17 protein-coding genes are annotated in these 18,982 nt (G+C 62.5%); 10 read left to right on the plus strand and 7 right to left on the minus strand.

Features of this window, described 5'->3' with window-relative positions; translation table 11 throughout:
- Positions 1-10 precede the first annotated feature (10 nt).
- Positions 11-319, minus strand: coding sequence for a hypothetical protein (locus FJQ89_RS19435; protein ID WP_141171364.1), 309 nt, complete (start codon positions 317-319; stop codon positions 11-13).
- A gap of 102 nt (positions 320-421) precedes the next feature.
- Between FJQ89_RS19435 and FJQ89_RS19440 the strand changes: the two genes are divergently transcribed.
- Together FJQ89_RS19440 and FJQ89_RS19445 are read left to right on the plus strand one after the other, a co-directional pair.
- Complete coding sequence (locus FJQ89_RS19440; RefSeq protein WP_141171365.1) at positions 422-691, plus strand: MoaD/ThiS family protein; 270 nt, start codon at positions 422-424, stop codon at positions 689-691.
- A gap of 2 nt (positions 692-693) precedes the next feature.
- Positions 694-1,803: a WD40/YVTN/BNR-like repeat-containing protein gene (locus FJQ89_RS19445; protein WP_141171366.1), complete on the plus strand. Its 1,110-nt coding sequence runs from the start codon at positions 694-696 to the stop codon at positions 1,801-1,803.
- Here the strand turns inward: FJQ89_RS19445 and FJQ89_RS19450 are convergent.
- Positions 1,776-2,399 carry a TetR/AcrR family transcriptional regulator gene (locus tag FJQ89_RS19450; RefSeq protein ID WP_141171367.1) on the minus strand — a complete coding sequence of 208 codons (624 nt, stop codon included), beginning with the start codon at positions 2,397-2,399 and terminating at the stop codon, positions 1,776-1,778. The genes FJQ89_RS19445 and FJQ89_RS19450 overlap by 28 nt on opposite strands.
- Before the next feature lie 151 nt (positions 2,400-2,550).
- Between FJQ89_RS19450 and FJQ89_RS19455 the strand changes: the two genes are divergently transcribed.
- Positions 2,551-3,594 (plus strand): MBL fold metallo-hydrolase, encoded by a 1,044-nt coding sequence (locus tag FJQ89_RS19455; RefSeq protein WP_205704510.1) that lies wholly within the window; start codon positions 2,551-2,553, stop codon positions 3,592-3,594.
- A 7-nt stretch (positions 3,595-3,601) separates the two neighbouring features.
- Here FJQ89_RS19455 and FJQ89_RS19460 read toward each other — a convergent pair whose 3' ends face one another.
- A complete protein-coding gene (locus FJQ89_RS19460; protein WP_096238240.1) occupies positions 3,602-3,934 on the minus strand; it encodes a hypothetical protein in 333 nt (110 codons plus the stop codon).
- 438 nt (positions 3,935-4,372) lie between these two features.
- Here FJQ89_RS19460 and FJQ89_RS19465 point away from each other — a divergent pair, with 438 nt between their 5' ends.
- Positions 4,373-5,383 carry a substrate-binding domain-containing protein gene (locus tag FJQ89_RS19465; protein WP_141171369.1) on the plus strand — a complete coding sequence of 337 codons (1,011 nt, stop codon included), beginning with the start codon at positions 4,373-4,375 and terminating at the stop codon, positions 5,381-5,383.
- 32 nt (positions 5,384-5,415) lie between these two features.
- On the opposite strand, the gene FJQ89_RS19470 is transcribed toward FJQ89_RS19465, so the two are convergent.
- From FJQ89_RS19470 to FJQ89_RS19480, 3 genes are all read right to left on the minus strand, one after another.
- Positions 5,416-9,012: an indolepyruvate ferredoxin oxidoreductase family protein gene (locus tag FJQ89_RS19470; protein ID WP_243136139.1), complete on the minus strand. Its 3,597-nt coding sequence runs from the start codon at positions 9,010-9,012 to the stop codon at positions 5,416-5,418.
- A gap of 242 nt (positions 9,013-9,254) precedes the next feature.
- Complete coding sequence (locus tag FJQ89_RS19475) at positions 9,255-10,397, minus strand: hypothetical protein (RefSeq protein ID WP_141171370.1); 1,143 nt, start codon at positions 10,395-10,397, stop codon at positions 9,255-9,257.
- A 74-nt stretch (positions 10,398-10,471) separates the two neighbouring features.
- Positions 10,472-11,401 carry a LysR substrate-binding domain-containing protein gene (locus FJQ89_RS19480; RefSeq protein ID WP_141171371.1) on the minus strand — a complete coding sequence of 310 codons (930 nt, stop codon included), beginning with the start codon at positions 11,399-11,401 and terminating at the stop codon, positions 10,472-10,474.
- Between the two features lie 148 nt (positions 11,402-11,549).
- On the opposite strand from FJQ89_RS19480, the gene FJQ89_RS19485 reads away from it, so the two are divergent.
- Positions 11,550-12,779: a cyclic di-GMP phosphodiesterase gene (locus FJQ89_RS19485; protein WP_141171372.1), complete on the plus strand. Its 1,230-nt coding sequence runs from the start codon at positions 11,550-11,552 to the stop codon at positions 12,777-12,779.
- A 120-nt stretch (positions 12,780-12,899) separates the two neighbouring features.
- Here FJQ89_RS19485 and FJQ89_RS19490 read toward each other — a convergent pair whose 3' ends face one another.
- Entirely contained in the window at positions 12,900-13,946 is a 1,047-nt protein-coding gene (locus FJQ89_RS19490; RefSeq protein WP_141171373.1) for a GGDEF domain-containing protein, read from the minus strand.
- Between the two features lie 481 nt (positions 13,947-14,427).
- On the opposite strand from FJQ89_RS19490, the gene FJQ89_RS19495 reads away from it, so the two are divergent.
- From FJQ89_RS19495 to FJQ89_RS19515, 5 genes are all read left to right on the plus strand, one after another.
- Complete coding sequence (locus FJQ89_RS19495; RefSeq protein WP_034752975.1) at positions 14,428-14,610, plus strand: Flp family type IVb pilin; 183 nt, start codon at positions 14,428-14,430, stop codon at positions 14,608-14,610.
- Positions 14,611-14,663: 53 nt separating this feature from the next.
- Positions 14,664-15,197 carry an A24 family peptidase gene (locus tag FJQ89_RS19500; protein ID WP_141171374.1) on the plus strand — a complete coding sequence of 178 codons (534 nt, stop codon included), beginning with the start codon at positions 14,664-14,666 and terminating at the stop codon, positions 15,195-15,197.
- Between the two features lie 93 nt (positions 15,198-15,290).
- Positions 15,291-16,664, plus strand: coding sequence for an ATP-binding protein (locus FJQ89_RS19505; RefSeq protein ID WP_141171375.1), 1,374 nt, complete (start codon positions 15,291-15,293; stop codon positions 16,662-16,664).
- The gene (gene cpaB, locus FJQ89_RS19510) at positions 16,661-17,515 is read left to right on the plus strand and encodes a Flp pilus assembly protein CpaB (protein ID WP_141171376.1); all 855 of its coding nucleotides are present in this window, start codon (positions 16,661-16,663) and stop codon (positions 17,513-17,515) included. Before FJQ89_RS19505 ends, cpaB begins: the two co-directional genes overlap by 4 nt.
- Positions 17,516-17,533: 18 nt before the next feature.
- Positions 17,534-18,979, plus strand: a complete 1,446-nt coding sequence (locus tag FJQ89_RS19515; RefSeq protein ID WP_141171377.1) for a type II and III secretion system protein family protein — start codon at positions 17,534-17,536, stop codon at positions 18,977-18,979.
- Positions 18,980-18,982: the final 3 nt, after the last annotated feature.

An 18,982-nucleotide genomic window follows, 5' to 3' on the forward strand; every position in this document is an offset into this window, starting at 1 on the left:
CGGCAGGCTGTCAGGGCTTGCCGCCCTTCAGCCGCTGCAGCAGCGCGTCCACGCTGTCGCTCACGGGCAAGCCGTGGCGGCGCAGCAGTTGCACGTGCAGCACCAGGTTTTCCAGCACCAGCTTGGCCGCCACGGCCAGCAGGGCCAGGTTGCGGTCTTCCGGGCTGAAACTTTCCATCGCATCGGCCATCTCGCACAGGTGGTTGGCGATCAGCCCGCGCAATTCCTGCTCGTCGAAAGGCAGGTCGGCAAAATCGATGGGGTCGGCCACTTCCACTTCCTGCATCAGCACCGCTAGTTCTTCCGGGGTAATCGTCATGCCTGGCCTCCTTGTGTGCTTGGCCCTATTTTAGGGCATGCGCCATTGTATCGTCGGCAAAGCGGACTAGAATGAGTCGAGGCCAATGACGTCGAAGGCAGCATGGCGCACTTGCATTTTACCCGGCAACTGGCACGTTTCCTGGATGCTCCCACCGTGGACGTGGCCGCGCCACGCCTGCGCGCCGCCTTGGATGCCGCGTTTGCGCAGCAGCCGCGTCTGCGTGGCTACGTGCTCGACGAGCAGGGCGCGTTGCGCCCCAACGTGGTGATCTTCATCGATGGCGCGCGCTGCCGCGAGCGGCGCGTGCTGGACGACGTCTTGCGGCCCGACAGCCAGGTGTATATCTTGCAGGCACTTTCCGGAGGTTAATCATGGGATCAGGCAGTGCTCAACGCGCGTATCTCGGCACCCGCAAGGGGCTGTTCCAGTTCGATGTCGATGCGGCCGGCGCCTGGCAGCTGGCGCTGGTGCAGTTTGCCGGCGACCCCGTCTCCATGCTGCTGCACGATGGCCGCGACGGCGCCCTGTACGCGGCCCTGAACCTGGGCCACTTCGGCGCCAAGCTGCACCGCCTGGACAGGGACAGTTCCACATGGCAAGAGGTCGCCGTGCCCGCCTATCCCGCCAAGCCGGAAGACAGCAGCGATACGGTGGACTGGACCTTGCGGCAGATCTGGTCGCTGGCGGCCGGCGGAGCGGACCAGCCTGGCGTGCTGTGGGCGGGCACCCTGCCTGGCGGCCTGTTCCGCTCAAGCGACCGCGGCGACAGCTGGCAGCTGGTCGAGTCCTTGTGGCACGTGCCGCAGCGGGCGCAGTGGTTTGGCGGCGGCTACGACGTGCCCGGCATCCACAGCATTTGCATCGACCCGCGCGACAGCAGCAAGGTGCTGGTCGGCGTGTCCTGCGGCGGCGTCTGGCAAACGCTCGATGGCGGCGCCAGCTGGGCCTTGAGCGCGACGGGCATGCGCGCCGACTATATGCCGCCCGAGCTCGATGAAAATGAAGCCGTGCAAGACCCGCACCGCATCGTGCGCAGCGCCGGCACGCCGGACGCGCTGTGGTGCCAGCACCATAACGGCATTTGGCGTTCGCAGGACGCCGGCTGGCACTGGCAGGAAGTGAGCACGGCGCCGCTGTCGCATTTCGGCTTTGCCGTCGCCGTGCATCCGCGCGATGGCGACACGGCCTGGTTCGTGCCGGCGCAGGCGGACGTGCTGCGCATTCCGCTGGACGGCGCGCTGGCCGTGACGCGCACGCGCGATGGTGGCAAGACGTTTGATGTGTTGCGCGCCGGATTGCCGCAGCAGCATTGCTACGACCTCATCTACCGCCATGGGCTGGCGCTGGCCGACGATGGGCGCAGTTTAGTGATGGCGTCGACGACGGGCGGCGCCTGGTATTCGAGCGATGAGGGCGAGCATTGGCAGACCATCTCTGCCCACTTGCCGCCCGTTTATGCCGTGTGTTTTGCCACGCCGTAGTAGCACAGGAAGATATCGACGGCCAGTTCCGCCACTTCGCGCCGGCGTGCCGGACCCAGCAGAGGCTCACCGAGGGTGATCTGTGGCCAGAATGCAAAGGTTTTTAAAGGCGACATCAGCAGGTGCGCCACTTCCACCGTCTCGCCCGCCTTGATGCGCCCATCTTGCTGCGCCGCGCGGATCCACAGATACAGGCCCGTTTCCTTTTCATTCAGGCGCGCTACCATCGCTTGCGCGCGCGCGGGCGAGTGGATGGTTTCGCCAAAGATCACGCGCGCCAGGTCGATGAATGCCGGGTCGCACAGCAAGCCCATTTTCTGCTCGACCAGGGCAAGCACCTGCGGGCGCAGCGGCTGGTCCGCAAGATAGGGCACGGCGGGCTGGGCCACGCTGCTTTCCCACATGCGCTGCAGGATTTCCGCGAACAGTTCGTCCTTGCTGGGAAAATGGTTGTACACGGTGCGCTTGGAAACGGCAGCCGTGGCGGCGATCCTGTCCATGCTGGTCGCGTCAAAACCGTGCTCGCGGAACTCGGCGATGGCGGCATCGACGATGGCGACACGCTTGCGGTCGGTGAGGCGTTGCGGTGCGGCCATGGCGGGAAATCTCCTTTGAAAACAATATTTTACACCTCCTGGTTTACTTTGCCCGGAATAGGAACTACACTGTGTAGTGTAATTTAATCCTTGTGTTTTATTGACCGGATCGCATATGCACCGCATCTTATTCTTGGGAGTCCTGATCATCATGAGTTCTTGCACCTTGCGCGCCGCGCCTGTGGCGCCTGTTGAATCCTTGCAACACCACGAAGGCAAGTTTCGCAATCCCGTGCAGATGCACAAGCTGGGCACGGCAGCCACGCTCAAGCTGATGTGGACCTTCTTCTTTGACAAGCCCGACAGCACGGTGCCGGCCGCTGCCGTGCCCGTGCAAGCCTTGAGCCAGGCGCAATTGCTGGCCGCGCCGGACAACAGCCTGTTTCGCCTCGGTCACTCGACCCTGCTGCTGAAACTGAACAAGGAATTCTTCCTCACCGATCCCGTGTTTTCCGAGCGTGCCTCACCGGTGCAATGGGCAGGTCCGAAGCGTTTTCACCAGCCGCCCATCAGCATCGCTGACTTGCCGCCGATCAAGGCCGTCATCCTGTCGCACGACCATTACGACCACCTCGACCATGCCGCCGTGCTGCAACTGGCCGCCAAGACCGAGCATTTTGTTGCGCCGCTGGGCGTGGGCGATACCCTGATTCAATGGGGCGTACCGGCCGCCAAGGTGCGGCAGTTCGACTGGTGGCAGGGCACGACAATTGCCGGCGTGAAACTGGTGGCGACACCGTCGCAGCATTTCTCGGGACGCGGCTTGTTTGATGGCAATCAAACCCTGTGGGCGTCGTGGGTCATCGACGCGCCGGACGTGCGCGTGTTTTTCAGTGGCGACTCCGGCTATTTCGACGGTTTCAAGCAGATCGGCGACAAGTACGGCCCGTTTGACGTGACCATGATCGAGACGGGTGCGTATGACAAGTTGTGGCCGGACGTGCACATGCAGCCGGAAGAAACCCTGCAAGCCCACCTGGACTTGCGCGGCAAGTGGCTGATGCCCGTGCATAACGGCACCTTTGACCTGGGGCTGCACGCCTGGCATGAACCGTTCGACCGCATCACGGGGCTGGCGGCCAAGCAGGGTGTGCACCTGGCCACGCCGCAGATGGGCGAGACGGTCGACCTGACGCAACCGCAGAAGGGGAATAAGTGGTGGCTGGCGATGCTGGAAGAGGAAATGGCCCGGTAAAGCTGGTTCAAGCCGTCACGTTGATCAGGCGGCCGAGGGTCTGGCCATAGCTGTTCAGCTGGGGCGTGCTTTTCGGCGTGGCGGGGAGCGCTTGCTGCGGCACGGCCAGCTTGATCGCCTGATCCAGTTGCGGCGCCTTCACGGCGGCAGGGGCATCGGCCTGGGCTTGCTGGCTGCTGCGCTGCGTCTGGCTCAGCGACTCCTGTTCCCGCGCCAGCGACTGGCGGCTTTGCGCCAGTTGCTCCCTGTCGCGCTGTACCTGGTTCTGGCCTTGCTCGACCCGGCGTTGCGCCGTGGCCAGCGAGGCTTGCAGATTGTTGACGGACGTTAGCGTGACCACATTGTTCACCTTTGAAAGTATGTCCAGGCGTGCGCAGAAGAGGAAGAATGCAGGCCGGGGGGGCGCGACATGTCTGCAGGTAATCTTCACCTGAATCAAGAGTAGGACAAATTCTCGCATAGTTCCAGCTAATTATGTTTTCTTGATAATTTTATCGTGCGGCCCCTGTGTGGCCGAGCTGGCATGCCGAAGCCGGCCACGCCATGCTCAAAGTGAGTGCACGCTTCCGCTACTTGCCCTTTCCTCTCTGTCCCGGCCGATGCCGCGTTGCGAAGATGGCGGGACTGGTCATATTTAAAATATTGCTTTTTAAATAGTCAATGTGTTGTTGTTTTTCTACCATGGCGACGCACGGTAATGCGCGGCCTGCTTGGCGCTCTGGGCTATAATTGACGGCCAGAGTTGGTTTTTTTTGCCATACAGACAGGTAGTTAACACATGAATCTCAAGAGCCTCGCAATTGCCCTCGGCATGTCGAAAACGACAGTCAGCAGGGCGTTGAACGGCTATCCGGAAGTCAATTCCCGCACCCGTGAAATCGTCCTGGCCGCCGCCAAGAAAGTCGGCTACCGGCCCAACCCGCTGGCGCGCAGCCTGGCCGTCGGCCGTACCAATGTACTGGGCATGATCTATCCCCTGCTGCCCAGCGACCTGGGCGACAGCGTCTTTCTTTCCGTGGTGAATGGCATGTCGGACGCCGTGGAAGCGTCGAAGATGAGTCTCATCATCGCCCCCGTGTCGCCGCAGAACGAACAGCCCTCGTATGAAACCATGGTGCGCGGGCGCCAGGTCGATGGCCTGGTGGTGGGCCGCACCAAGGTGGTTGATGAACGCATCGCCTACCTGACGAAGGTGGGCTTTCCCTTTGTCGCGAATGGCCGCACGCGCATCGACGCGCCGTACGCGTATTTTGATTACGACAACGACACCGGCATCGACCTGGCCGTGTCCTTCCTGGCGGCGCATGGCCACCAGCGCATCGCCCTGCTGAGCGCACCGCTGGACTTGCATTTCGCCTATGAGCGCAAGGAAAGCTTTATCCGCTGCATGGCGCAGGCGGGCTTGCCGCTGGATCCCCACTATCTGCTCGACAATACTTTTGATCGTCGCAGCGGCTACCAGGCCATGCAGAAATTGCTGGCCTGCTCGCCCCGTCCCACGGCTGTCATTGTCGATAATCACCTGTCCGGCGTCGGCGTGGTGCGCGCGCTGATGGATGCGGGCATCGAGATCGGCAAGGAAATCTCCGTCATCGTCTGGGGCAATGTGGAAGACACCTTGATCGGCATCAATGTCACCACCATCGACCAGCCCGACCTGCGCCGCGCCGGCGCCAAGATGGTGGAAATGCTGCAATCCCTGCTGGCCGGCACGCCGCCGGAACGCTTGCAGGAAATCTGGCAACCGGTGCTGTTGCCAGGGGCGACCGTGGGGCGCTGTCCGGAATAAAAAAACGCAGAGCCGAGGCTCTGCGTTGTCTTTTATGCCGCGTGCTTGCTTCCATCCGCCAGCACGGCCAGCAAGCTCGCCTTGTCCTTGCGGTAAGTATCGACGGCCGCTTCCTTGACGTGGCCGAAGCCGCGGATTTTCTCGGGCAAGGATGCCAGTTCCACGCAGGTGGCCAGGTTCTCCGCCGTCAGGTTGAGCAGCAGTCCCGCCAGCAGTTCGCGGTATTCGACGATCAGCGCGCGCTCCATCTTGCGCTCGGCTGTATAACCGAAGATGTCGAAGCTGCCGCCGCGCAGCCCCTTGGCTTTCGCCAGCAGCTTGAAGGCGCGCCACATCCAGGAACCGAACTCTGCTTTCACGAGGTGACCCTTCGCATCTTTCTTGGCGAACAGCGGTGGCGCCAGGTTGAATTTGACGGAAAAATTGCCTTCAAACTGCTGCTGCAATTGCTCCACGAAACGGCCATCCGTGTACAGGCGCGCCACTTCATACTCGTCCTTGTAGGCCAGCAATTTGAAGTAGTTTTTCGCCACGGCCATCGACAGTTTCTGGCCCAGTCCCAGGGTATTCTCGCGGTCGCGCACCTGTTTCACCAACGTCAAATAGCCATCCGCATACGCGGCATTTTGATACGCGGTGAGGAACTCCACTCTTTTCTTGATGACGCTATCGAGGCTTTGCGGCATTTGCACGAGGATCGCTTGCGACGGCGTGGCGATCTGCGTGACCTTGCGCACGTCGACGGCGGCGCGGCGGCCCCACAAAAAGCTCTTCTTGTTCGACTCGATGCCGACGCCATTGAGTTCGATGGCGCGCAGCAGCGCCGCTTGCGTCAGCGGGATGCGGCCCTTTTGCCAGGCGTAGCCCAGCATGAACAGGTTGGCGGCAATCGAGTCGCCCATCAGCGCGGTAGCCAATTTTGTGGCGTCGATGAAGTCGGCCGCGTCCGCGCCGCCCACGGATTCCTCGATCAGCTGGCGCACTTCCGCCGTCGGATATTGCCAGTCGGCATTTTGCGCAAACGTGCCCGGCGGCTGCTCGTGCAGGTTGACGACGGCCAGGCTGCGGCCCGGGCGCATTTTCGACACGGCATCCTGCGCGCCGGCCGTCAGCATGTCGCAGCCTAAAATCAGGTCCGCTTCGCCCGTGGCGATGCGCTGCGCGCGGATATGCGCGGGTGACTTGGCGATTTTTACGTGCGAGGTGACGGAACCGTTCTTTTGCGACATGCCCGTCATGTCCAGCACGGACGCGCCCTTGCCTTCCAGGTGGGCTGCCATGCCCATCAGCGCGCCCACGGTGATGACGCCCGTGCCGCCGATGCCGTTGATGAGGATGTTGTACGGCGCGTCGCAGGCGGGTAATACAGGTTCTGGCAGGGGGCCGAAGTTGTCCGTCTCGCCCGGCTTGCCCGCGCCCGTCTTGGTTTTCTTCAGGCTGCCGCCCTCGACGGTGACGAAGCTGGGGCAAAAGCCCTTGGCGCACGAATAATCCTTGTTGCATGAGGATTGGTCGATGGTGCGCTTGCGGCCAAATTCCGTTTCCTTCGGCAAGATCGACACGCAGTTCGACTGCACGCCGCAGTCGCCGCAGCCTTCGCAGACGGCATCGTTGATGACCATGCGTTTGGCCACGTCCGGATACTCGCCCTTTTTCCTGCGCCGACGTTTCTCGGCCGCGCAGGTCTGGTCGTAGATCAGCACGGACACGCCTTGCACTTCGCGCAATTCGCGCTGCACGGCATCCATGTCCTTGCGGTCGTGCAAGGTCACGTGGGCGGGCAGGTTGCTGCGGTCGCTGTAGCGGCTCAGGTCTTCCGTGACCAGCGCGATGCGGGCGATGCCTTCGGCCGCCACCTGCTGCGCCATCATCGGTACGGTGATCAAGCCGTCCACGGGCTGGCCGCCCGTCATGGCGACGGCGTCGTTGTAGAGGATTTTGTAGGTGATGTTGACCTTGGCCGCCTGCGCTGCGCGGATGGCCAGGTAGCCGGAATGAAAGTAGGTGCCGTCACCCAGGTTCTGGAACACGTGCGGCAATTCCGAGAATGCGGCTTGGCCGATCCACGGCGCGCCTTCGCCGCCCATGTGCGTGGTCAGCTTGTTCATTTCCGGGTAGATCGAGGTGGCCATCACGTGGCAACCGATGCCGGCCAGCGCCAGGCTGCCGTCCGGCACCTTGGTCGAGGTATTGTGCGGGCAGCCGGAGCAGTAAAAGGCGGGGCGGAACGGCGTGTTGACGGCCTTCTTCAATACCGCATCCTTGGCGTCGAGGAAGCTCAGGCGTGCCTTGATCAGGTCGCAGGTGACGGGGTCGGAAATCAGGCGCGCGATGCGACTGGCGATGACCCGCGCCACTTGCGAGACGGAAAAGTCCGCCTTGGACGTGAGCAGCCATTCGCCGCGCGGCGCCACCCATTCGCCTTTTTCGTCGAACTTGCCGATAACACGCGGACGCACGTCGTCGCGCCAGTTGTACAGCTGTTCCTTGAGCTGGTATTCGACGATTTGCCGCTTTTCTTCGACGACGAGAATTTCATCGAGGCCTTGCGCAAACTCACGCACGCTGTCCGGTTCCAGCGGCCACGGCATGGCCACCTTGAACAAACGCATGCCGACCTCGGCCGCCATCTGCTCGTCGATACCCAGCTCTTCCAGCGCCTCCAGGACGTCCAGGTAGGACTTGCCGGAGGCGATGATGCCCAGCTTGGCGTTCGGGCTGTCGATGGTGGTGTGGTTGAGCTTGTTTTCGCGCGCGTAGGCCAGGGCTGCGTAGATCTTATAGTCCTGCATCAGCGCTTCCTGGTTGCGCGCCTGCTGGCCCAGCGGGATGCTCGACAGGCGCGCGTTCAGGCCGCCTTCGGGCATGATGAAATCCTGCGGGATTTTGACTTCCACGCGGAACGGATCGGCATCGATGGAGGCCGACGATTCGACCGTGTCGGCCAGGGCCTTGAAGGCCACGGTGCAGCCGGAAAAGCGCGACATGGCCCAGCCGTGGATGCCCAGGTCCAGGTATTCCTGCACATTGCACGGATACAAGACGGGGATCATCGAGGCGGAGAACAAATGGTCGGACTGGTGCGGCAGGGTCGACGAATATGCGCCATGGTCGTCGCCGGCCACCAGCAGCACGCCGCCCAATTTGGATGTGCCCGCATGGTTCATGTGCTTGAAGACATCGCCGCAGCGGTCCACGCCCGGGCCCTTGCCGTACCACATGGCGAACACGCCGTCGTACTTGGCCGGGCCGATCAGGTCCACCTGCTGCGAACCCCAGACGGCCGTGGCGGCCAGGTCTTCGTTGACGCCGGGCACGAACTGCACATGGTGTTGTTCCAGCTGCTTCTTGGCTTTCCACAGGTTCTCGTCCAGGCCGCCCAGGGGCGAACCGCGGTAGCCGGAAATGAAGCCGGCCGTGTTGAGGCCAGCGGCCTGGTCGCGCAGGCGCTGCATCATGGGCAGGCGCACGAGGGCCTGGATGCCGGACAGGAAGATGGCGCCGGAAGTGGCCGTGTATTTGTCGTCGAGGCTGACGCTGGTCAAACGGGAAGGTTCAAGCGGTGTAGATGGCGCGGCACCGGCGTTTCTCACGAACGCTGCGGAGCCGTTTTCCGTGGTCACGGACATGGCTGTCTCCAAAAGGGTGTTTCAGATAACGGCTGTACAAGGGGCGCACCCGGTAAGGCGCGCGCTGTGCAGACGGGATGGCCGCGTGTGGGCGGCACATAACTATTTTAAATTTAAAATAGTTAATGTGGTCAGTGTAGAACGACTGTGGGGAAGGGGCAAATACGCTTTGACGATGGGGGTATAAGAAAAAATGATGGCCTGCCTTGCGCCGCAAGACAGGCCATGCATGCAGGGCACGCTTAGGGCTGCGTCCATTGCAGCTTGCGCGCGCGCAAGGGATAGGCGACGGGTGTCAACTCAGGGATCATGAGATTGACGGAGTCCTGTACCAGTGCGAGCGCTTCCGTGGCATTGAGCTCGCTGACGCTGGTTGATCGCAGAAAGCCGTTGCTAAAGCTTAGATAGGTTGGCGGACCATCTGCCTTGATCTCGACAGGAATCGGTGCTTTATTGAAGAAAGACAGCGTATATTTTCCTGGTGCCAGTTCCAGTGCGGTATGGGTTTTGGAATAACTCGTGTAGCGGGTTTCCTTCGCCTTGCCTTCCAGATGCCCTGCATTGATCCAATAGTAAGTATTGCCGTTGTCGAAACCCTCGCTGTTGGCCGTTGCCTGCGGCATGCGGTTGAAAATAATCAGATTGGCTTTTTTATTGAGCTGCATGCCGGTTTGCTGTGGGGTGGCGGCGCTTTCCAAGGCAGTCGTACGCCGCACCCCTGCGCTATCAGCTTCCCCCAGGCCGCGCTGCATTGTGACGTCGGTCAGTGTGCCACTGACGAGCAATGGTCCCAGCATCCGTGATGTTGCCGACGAGTAGACGCCGTCTCGCAGATGGGATGATTTGGTGTCGATCGAATGCCAGACCGCCTTGCCTGCGATGCGGTCATACACGACCACTTCACTTTGCATGAGGAAACTGAAGCTGCAGGAAGAGCAGTTTTTTCGCTGCGACAGATCGGTCAATGTTGCATCGAGCAAAGCGACATAGCGTCGCCCGGTGGGGCTGGGCGGCAGCGCTTGTACGGTGGCCAGGATGGATGGCTGTTTGAGTGCCGTGGGCATTGGGATGAATGCCAATTTTTCAGTGGGGTCCTTGGCAGCATCCACATAGGCACGGCAAGCCCAACTGCGAAAGAGCGAGTCGTTGTCGGAGGAGACGACCGTTCCCCACGTACTGATATGGGTCTTGGGCGTGCAGCTTTCTGGAGCAATAAACACCGCCACGTCGATGTCCGCCTTGTCAATGGCTTGCAAGGTGTCGAGCAACAGGATTTCGCGAATCGGGAATGGGGATTCGGGGCGTGCCGCCCTTGCGCCAGGCAGCAGTGCCAGCAGGGCGGCGCCTGCCGCCAGGCAGCGCAAGGAAGTGGTAAGCAGAGACATGATAATAATGGTGAAATGAATAAGACCATCATTTTATTTCTTTTGAGAAATTATTGCTGGAAAAATAATGCTCGTTACAGCACGTGTGCCCCCACCCAGCGCCCGCTGCCGCACAGCTCGGCTGCCACTTGCAGTACGAGGTTTTTTACGGCGTTGCCCGCGTTCGTCAGGGGAATGTTTTTTGATGCACACAGGGCCACCGTGCGCGACAGCACGGGGCTGTGGATGGCATAGCTGCGCATGGCGCCGCTGTCCAGTTCGGCCAGCAGGGGGGCGGCCGGCAAGATGGTGGCGCCCATGCCGGCCAGGATGGCCGATTTCAGGATGGCGATCGAGTTGATCTCGATCACGTTCGCCGTCTCCAGGCCCAGTTCGCGCGCACGGCTATCGATGCGCGGGCGCACGCCATGCTGCAGACCCGGCAGGATCAGGGTGGCGCTCAACGCTTGCGGGAATGACACGGCATGGCCGGCGGGCGCGAACGGCGAATCGCTGCGGCAGATAAAACGCATTTCTTCTTCCACCAGGGGGCTGCAGGCAAACGGCGTCAGTTGGCCATCGTCGAACAGCACGGCCAGGTTGATGCGGCCCGATCTGAGCTGTTCATTGAGGTTGCCCGTGATTTCTTCCGTCAGTTGCAGGGTGATCTCGGGGTAGCGTTCGCGCGCGGCCAGCAGCAGGGGCAGTGCCAGCGCGCCGGAGATGCTGTGCGGCAAACCCAGGGTGACATTGCCGGACGGGCGCGTGGCGCTTTGCGTGACGGCCGAGCGGGCGTCGGCCACCTGTTTCAGGATCGCTTGCGCGTGCTCGTAAAATACCTTGCCCGCGTCCGTGCTGAGCACGCCCTGGGCCGAGCGGTGTAGCAGCTGTACCCCCAGTTCTTCTTCCAGCTGGCGCAGCTGCTGCGTCAGGGCCGGCTGCGCCACATGCAGGACCAGGGCCGCGCGCGACAGCGAGCCGTGGTCAACGATGGCAACAAAGTAACGTAATTGGCGCAGTTCCATGGGTCCCAAGAGCGGTGCGTTGAGGGTGCGGTGATCGGAAAAAACAGGGTGTTGCGCCGCAGCGCCGAACGCGGCCAGCAGAATAATAGTTTGTTATACTCATTCTAGCGCCTTCGGTGCTCCAGACGCGTACTTGTGGGATGACAGCATGCTCAAGAAAGTTGATTCGTCTCAATTAAAAGTGGGCATGTATGTCCACGACCTCAGCTGTGACTGGATGACCCATCCGTTCGTGCGCAACCGTTTCCTGTTGCGCAGCGACGATGAAATCCGCAAGATCGTGCAAGCCGGCATCCACGACGTGGTGATCGACAGCGGCAAGGGCCTCGATGTGCAGGATGCGCCTACCGTGGCGCAGGCGCGGGCCGAGACGGAACGCGAACTGGTGCAGATCGCCGCAGCGGCGCCGCAGGTGGTCACGCGCGTGTCGCTGGGCATGGAACTGGCGCGCGCCACGCAGGTGCGGCGGCAGGCATCGAGCCTGGTGCGCACGGTGATGGCCGATGTACGCCTGGGCAAGGCCGTCGAGATCGACCGCGTGCAGCACACGGTGCAAGATATTACCGAATCGATTCTGCGCAATCCCGGCGCCCTCGTCGGTTTGTTGCGCATCAAGAACAAGGACGACTACACCTTCCTGCACTCCGTCAGCGTGTGCGCGCTGATGGTGGCGTTTTGCCGCTCGCGGGGCGTCGATGGCGCCACCACGCACCAGGCCGGCCTGGGCGGCTTGCTGCACGACACAGGCAAGGCGCTGGTGCCCGATAGCGTGCTGAACAAACCCGGCCCCCTGACGCCGGAAGAATTTGCCCTGATCAAGCGCCATCCGCGCGATGGCTACGATATCCTGTGCCGCTCGCCCGAGCTGGGCGCCATTCCCCTCGACATCGCCTTGCACCACCATGAGCGGCGCGACGGCAGCGGCTACCCGGACCATCTGGCCGGTGACGCCATCAGCGAGCTGGCGCAGATGGCCGCCATCGTCGACGTGTATGACGCGCTGACGTCCGACCGCAGCTACCACAAGGGCGTCGCCGCCGCCGAAGCCCTGCGCAAGATTTATGAATGGAGCAAATTCCATTTCAACCCCGTGTTCGCGCAGGACTTCATGCGCTGCGTGGGGATCTATCCGGTGGGGACCATGGTCATGCTGGAATCGGGCCGCCTGGCCGTCGTCATCGAAGCGCACGAGAGCAATCTGCTGGCGCCGAAGGTGAATGTGTTTTTCAGCACGAAGAGCAATGCCTACATCAAGCCCGAGACGGTCGACCTGTCGCGCGGCTTCGGCTTCGGCGGCGGCGACAAGATCGTCGGCCATGAGTCGGCTGCCAAGTGGCAGGTCGATCCCATGCGCTTTTTATCGCTGGCGGATGCATGAACGGTGTGCGCCTTTGAAAAAGAGCGCCTGAAAAACGTTCAGGGCAAGGCGCTGGCGCGAAGGCAGTACGATGAGTACGGCGAGCGCCGGCAACGCCGCCATGGACGTTTTCTCAGGTGATCAGAAGAATTCCGCCGTATCGTTCGAGGTGATGGTGGTGAGCAAGCCCTTGGCGACCAGCTCGTCGTAATGGCAAGCCAGGTTGCGGCCATGGCTTTTCGCGTAGTACAGGGCCTGGTCGGCGCGGCCGAGAATGATGACGGGCGCCTCATAGGCGTTGATGCTGACGAAGCCCACGCTGACGGTGACTCTGCCCACTTGCGGGAAGTCGTGCGTTTCGACATTGGTGCGGAAGCGGTCGATGATCTTCTGCGCATTTTCCAGGGTGATCGAGCGCAGCAGCACGACGAATTCCTCGCCGCCGAAGCGGAAGATGCGGTCTTGCGAGCGGAACGACGATTGCAACTGGTTGGCGATCAGGATCAGCACCTCATCGCCATACAGGTGGCCAAACTTATCGTTAACCAATTTGAAATGATCGACATCGATCACGGCCAGCCATTGCCGCTCCGTGTCCGTATGGTGGCGCCGCTCTTCATCGATGGGAAGCGGCTTGTCCGCTTCCGGTTCGCCGCGGCCGTGCAGGATTTTCGCCAGTTGGTCGTCGAAGGTCTTGCGATTCAATAAGCCGGTGAGCGAATCGCGTTCGCTGTAGTCGAGCAGGTTCTGGAAATTGCGGTACACGCTGACGATGCCGCCGATCACCTGGATGGTGGCACCCGTGTAGGGCGTGGGGTTGGTGATTTCCAGGCAGGTGGTGACCTGGTCGCCGATCCAGATGGGCAGCCACAGCAGGTGGCGACCGTCGGCGCACAGGCTGTCGGCGCTCGCTTCATGGCGCTTGATGCAGGCGGCCAGGGCCGGGTAGTCGGACAGCGGTTCGCCTGGCAGGGTAGGGTCGTTATGCTCTTCCATGCGGGCCACGCTGCCTGCCACGATGATGGCCCGCGACCGCACGAACACCTGGCCCCGCACGCTGCTCAGTGCCAGCACACGGGTTTGCGACGCGGCAGCGAGCTCCTGAACCGCCGAGATCACGGAGATGTCGAGCATCGTGTGGTCGCGGTGCCCGGTCATGTCCACCATGTGTTTCAGTAGGGAATCCATTGTCGTTCTCTGGAAAGTAGTCACACAAGTGTCGTCATAGCAGCATTGCATCAAGCAAGAGCATGTTCGCGTCCGTCTACAAGAAGCCAAGATTTATTTGGTGGCATGACGCTCTTTACCGCAGGGCGAGAGGCCGTTCCAAAGAAGAGCTAAGCAGGATAATGTCTTTTTGCCTAATAGGCAATTAACGTATGCAATATTTCATGTAAATACATGAGATTCATGCACTGCGTTGCAAAAAACTTGTCTTGACGAAGACTTTCAATCCTGATCGCAACAATTGTTTGCGTCCGCCGTCATTTCAACAAGGTTTGATAATTTCCATATGGAAACTTGTGGCGCGTCAATTTGCCAAATTATGGACGCTTTATAGTCAATGCAATGGCGGAGAAATTTACGGCAGGAAACATATTAGCAGGAATGGGCAATGTTTCACACCCGATTGCGCCAGGGACTTGTGATTCACTTTTGGGAGCTTGTCATGCATACCTTCCTGTCGGCAGTACAGCAGTTTGTCAAGGATGAGGATGGCATTACTGCAATCGAGTACGGCTTGATTGCGGCCTTGATGGCGACCGCCATCACGGCCGGTTTCTTGCTGATCAAGACCAACTTGCTGGCCGTCCTCACCGACATTTCCTCGAACCTGGTGTTGACGCCCTAAGCGGGTGCCCGCCGCTGGCCGGCCGGTGGCGGGTTTTTTTCAGGAGGTATGCCATGCCTGCAACTGCCTTGTGCGACCTGCTGCTGTTGTGTTTTGTGACGGGGGCCGCCGTCAGTGATTTGATCCGCCGCAAGATACCGAATGGTTTGGTGCTGTCCGGCATGCTCGCCGCGCTGGCTTTGCACCTGTGGCTGTGGCCGCAAAGCGTGCCGTCGTTGTGGCTGGGCGGCATGGCGACGGGTTTCTTCCTGTTCCTGCCTTTATACGTGCTGCGCGGCATGGCCGCCGGCGACGTCAAACTGATCGCCATGGTGGGCGCCTTTGCCGGCCCGTGGCCCGTGCTGCAGATCTGTTTCGCCACCTTTGTGCTGGGCGGCCTGATGGCCGTGCTGATGATCACCTGGCAGGGCAAGTGGCGCGCCTGCCTGGGCAACCTGCGCCAGCTGCTGTGGCCGATGATCGCGCGCATGGCCGGCATACCCCTGGCACCCGCCGCACTGGGCAGTGGCGCCAGCGTGGGCAACATGCCGTACGGACTGGCCATTGCCCTGGGTTGCCTGGCAGTGCAAGGGCGACATTATTTCTGATTGTCATTCATTGCTCTGAATCAATGGGCGCCAGTCCCCGCTGGCTAGAATGAATTCTGTTCAATGCAGTCTTAACCGGCTTGGAGACACAGGATGACCGAGGTCGTTTATTCCATGAGCAGCGAGAGTGCGCCGCGTCCCGCCGACGCGAACCTGATGCCGCCCTTGCCGCCGCAGCCGAAGAGCTTGCGCGAAACGGGCCTGGAGCGGCCGCTGGTGGTTGAACTGATCGCCAAGCTGATGTTTGTGAGCGGCAAGACGCACCTGTCCGCCATGACGACGCGCTTGCGCCTGTCGATCAATGTCTTGCGCGAAGTGCTCGATTTCATGGTGGCCGAGCAGATGGCCGAAGTGGCCTGGCGCGGCGAATCCGAGATCGACGTGCAGTATCAGCTGACGGGCGCCGGCAAGCAGCGCGCCAGCGCCTTCCTTGAGCGCTGTGCGTATATCGGCGCCGCCCCCGTCACCCTGGAAGCTTACCGCGCCATGGTGGCGCGCCAGTCGTGGCTGGTACAGGAGCAGCGCGTCGGCAGCGACGACCTGGCCGCCGTGCTGGGCAGCGCCCATGCGGGGCCGGGCATGCTCGACGTGGTCGGTGCTGCCCTGCATTCGGGGCGCTCGCTGCTGCTGTACGGTCCGCCCGGCAGCGGCAAGTCGACCCTGGCGCTGCAACTGGGACAATTGCTGCACGGTCTCGTCGCCGTGCCCTACGCCATCGTCGTCGGCCAGGACATCATTCAATTGTACGATCCGGCGCAGCACCTGCCGCCCGCGCCGCAGCATGTCAGCCATGCGCGCCAGGCGCTGGAGCGGCGCAGCACGGATATTCGCTGGGTGTTGTGTCAGCGTCCCGTGATTCACGTAGGCGCCGAGCTCGACGCGGGCATGCTGGAGCTGCGCCATGACGCCAGCGGCGGCTGCTACCAGGCGCCAGCGCATGTGCGGGCGAATAACGGCATGCTGATCCTTGACGACCTGGGCTGCCAGCGTCTGGGTGCGCACGAACTGCTGACGCGGCTGATGCAGCCGCTGGCACGGGGCATTGACCAGCTGGGCCTGCCTGGCGGCGTGCAGATCAGCGTGCCGTTCGACAATGCCCTGGTGCTGGCCACGAACGTGCCGCCGGGCGAGCTGTTCGATCCTGCCTTGCTGCGCCGCATCGGCTACAAGGTGCAGGTGGGGCCGCTGGCCGAGAGCGCCTATCGCGCCCTGTTCCGCCAGCAATGCCGTCTGGCTGGCATGGCCATCGACGAGCTGACCCTGAATCACCTGCTGCAGCTGCATGGCGCGCAGGGACGGCCCTTGCTGGCCAGTTATCCTGGTGAATTGCTGGCGCGCATAGGCGACTTTGCCGGTTTTGCCGGCTGTGAAGCGCGCCTGACGGTGGCCGCCCTGGACCAGGCCTGGAGCAGCCTGTTTGCCAGTTGCGACATGCCGGCCGCCAGCCTGTGCGAGCGTATCGCATGAAGAACCGGCGCGCCCTTCTGATGATGGGTCTGGCTGTGGTGCTGGGCCTGCTGGCCGTGTTGCTGGCCTCGCACTGGCTGCTGCGCCAGACGCCTGCCGGCAAGGGCAAGATCGTCGTCGCCGCCAGCGATGTCAACCTGGGCCAGCGCCTGACGCCCGAGATGCTGCGCCTGGCCGAGTGGCCGGCGGAAAGCTTGCCGCAGGGCGCGTTGCAAGACCCGGCGCCACTGGCGGGACGGGTGCTGAAAACCAGCGTGCTGCGCGGCGAACCGCTGAGCGAAGCCAAGCTGGCGCCGGTGGGTACCCTGGGCGGTCTGTCGGCCCTGATCACGGAAGGGCGGCGCGCCATCACCGTGCGCGTCAACGACGTGATCGGCGTGGCCGGCTTCGCCTTGCCGGGCAACTATGTCGACATCATCGTGAGTACCCAGCAAGATGCCGGCGACCGGGCGTTTCCGCAAAGCCGCAACATTTCGAAGATCGTGCTCGAACGCATCCTGGTGCTGGCCGTGGCGCAGGAAGTGGGGCGCGACGAGACCAAGCCGCGCGTGGTCAATGCGGTGACCCTGGAAGTGACGCCGGAACAGGCGGAAAACCTGGACCTGGCGCGCAGCGTGGGCAGCCTGTCGCTGGTGCTGCGCAACCAGGTCGACCCGCAGCCGGGCGTGACGGCGGGCGCCACCAAGCTGACCCTGCTGGGCGGGCCGCTTGAAGCCGAACCCGCTCCTGCCGCTGCCCCCGTGCCTGCTGTTGCACCGCGTGCGGTGCGCGTGGCGAAGGCAGTGCCGGAAGCGGCGCGCCAGTGCAGCGGCGTCATCGACGGGACGCGCCAGTCGCGCGAATGTTTTTAGCTAACCATGGACACGCTCATGAACCGCGCCCTGCTGACACTGTGCTGCCTGCTGTTGCCGCTTGCCGGCGCGGCGGCCGATCCTGGCCCGCGCTGCGGCGGCGAAGCGGCGTCACCCGGCAACCTGCAGCTGCAGGTGGGCAAGTCGAGCATGCTGCGCCTGCCCGAGGCGGTGCTGGCCCGCAGCGTCGGCAATCCGGCCGTGCTGCAAGCCATGCTGGTGGCGCCCGACACTTTATATGTGGTCGGCGTCGAGGTGGGCAGCACCAACATGATCATCCAGGGCAAGAGCGGCGTGTGCAGTGTGGTGAACGTCAGCGTCAGCATGGACCCGGCCGGCTTGCAAGCGACCCTGGCGGCCCTGATGCCGGAAGAGCAAGCCATCCGCGTGACGGCCGTGGCCGATACCCTGGTGCTGTCGGGCACGGTGCAGGATGCGGGCGCCGTGCTGCGCGCCGTCGAGCTGGCGCACGCGTATGTGCGCCGCGCTACGTACCCGCTGGCGCTGCCCAAGCCCGCCGATGGTGCCGCCATGCCGCTCGCCGCCACGGCGCCCGCTGGCGGCACGGGCAGCGCGAACAGCCGCATCATCAACATGCTCGACGTCAGTGCGCCACAGCAAGTGATGCTGGCCGTGCAGATTGCCGAAGTGTCGAAGTCGCTGCTGGAACGGCTGGAAGTGGGTGCCACCCTGCGTTTTGCGTCCGGCAGCTGGGCCACCACCTTGCTGTCGAATTTCCTCAGCGGCACGGCCAATGGCTTGCTCGACGTGCGCAAGTCGAATGGCCAGCAGCTGACCATCGAGGCGCAGAAACAGGATGGCCTGGTGCGCATCCTGGCCGAGCCGACGGTGATGGCGATCAGCGGGCAGGAAGGCAGTTTTTTGGCTGGCGGCAAGATCTTCATTCCCGTCGGCCAGGACAACAACAAGATCACGCTGGAAGAGCGCGAGTATGGCGTCGGCCTGCGTTTTACGCCCACCGTGCTGTCGGGCGGGCGCATCAATTTGAAGGTGGCGCCGGAAGTGTCGGAACTGTCGCGCGAAGGAGTCGGCATTTCCGCCGCCGGCGTCAGCGGGCGCTCGATCCTGCCCGTCATCACGACGCGGCGCGCTTCGACCACGGTGCAGCTGTACGACGGCCAGAGCTACGCCATCGGCGGCTTGATCAAGAACAACCAGGTGAGCAACATCACGGGCGTGCCCTGGCTCAGCGAGGTGCCCATCCTCGGCGTGCTGTTTCGCAGCACGGATTTCCAGCATGACCGCACGGAATTGCTGTTCGTCATTACCGCGCACCTGGTCAAACCCTTGCCGGCGGACGCCGTGCTGCCGACGGCGCAGCTGGCGCCCCCTTCGCGCACGGACTTGATGTTGGGCGGCAAGATGGAAGGCACGCTGGCGCCGCCGTCCGTACCGCCGCCCGTGCCACCACTGCGCGCGGCCAACGGTTTCGAGCTGAAATGAGAC

Origin of the sequence: Janthinobacterium tructae (assembly GCF_006517255.1) — a bacterium.
GTDB lineage: Bacteria > Pseudomonadota > Gammaproteobacteria > Burkholderiales > Burkholderiaceae_D > Janthinobacterium > Janthinobacterium tructae.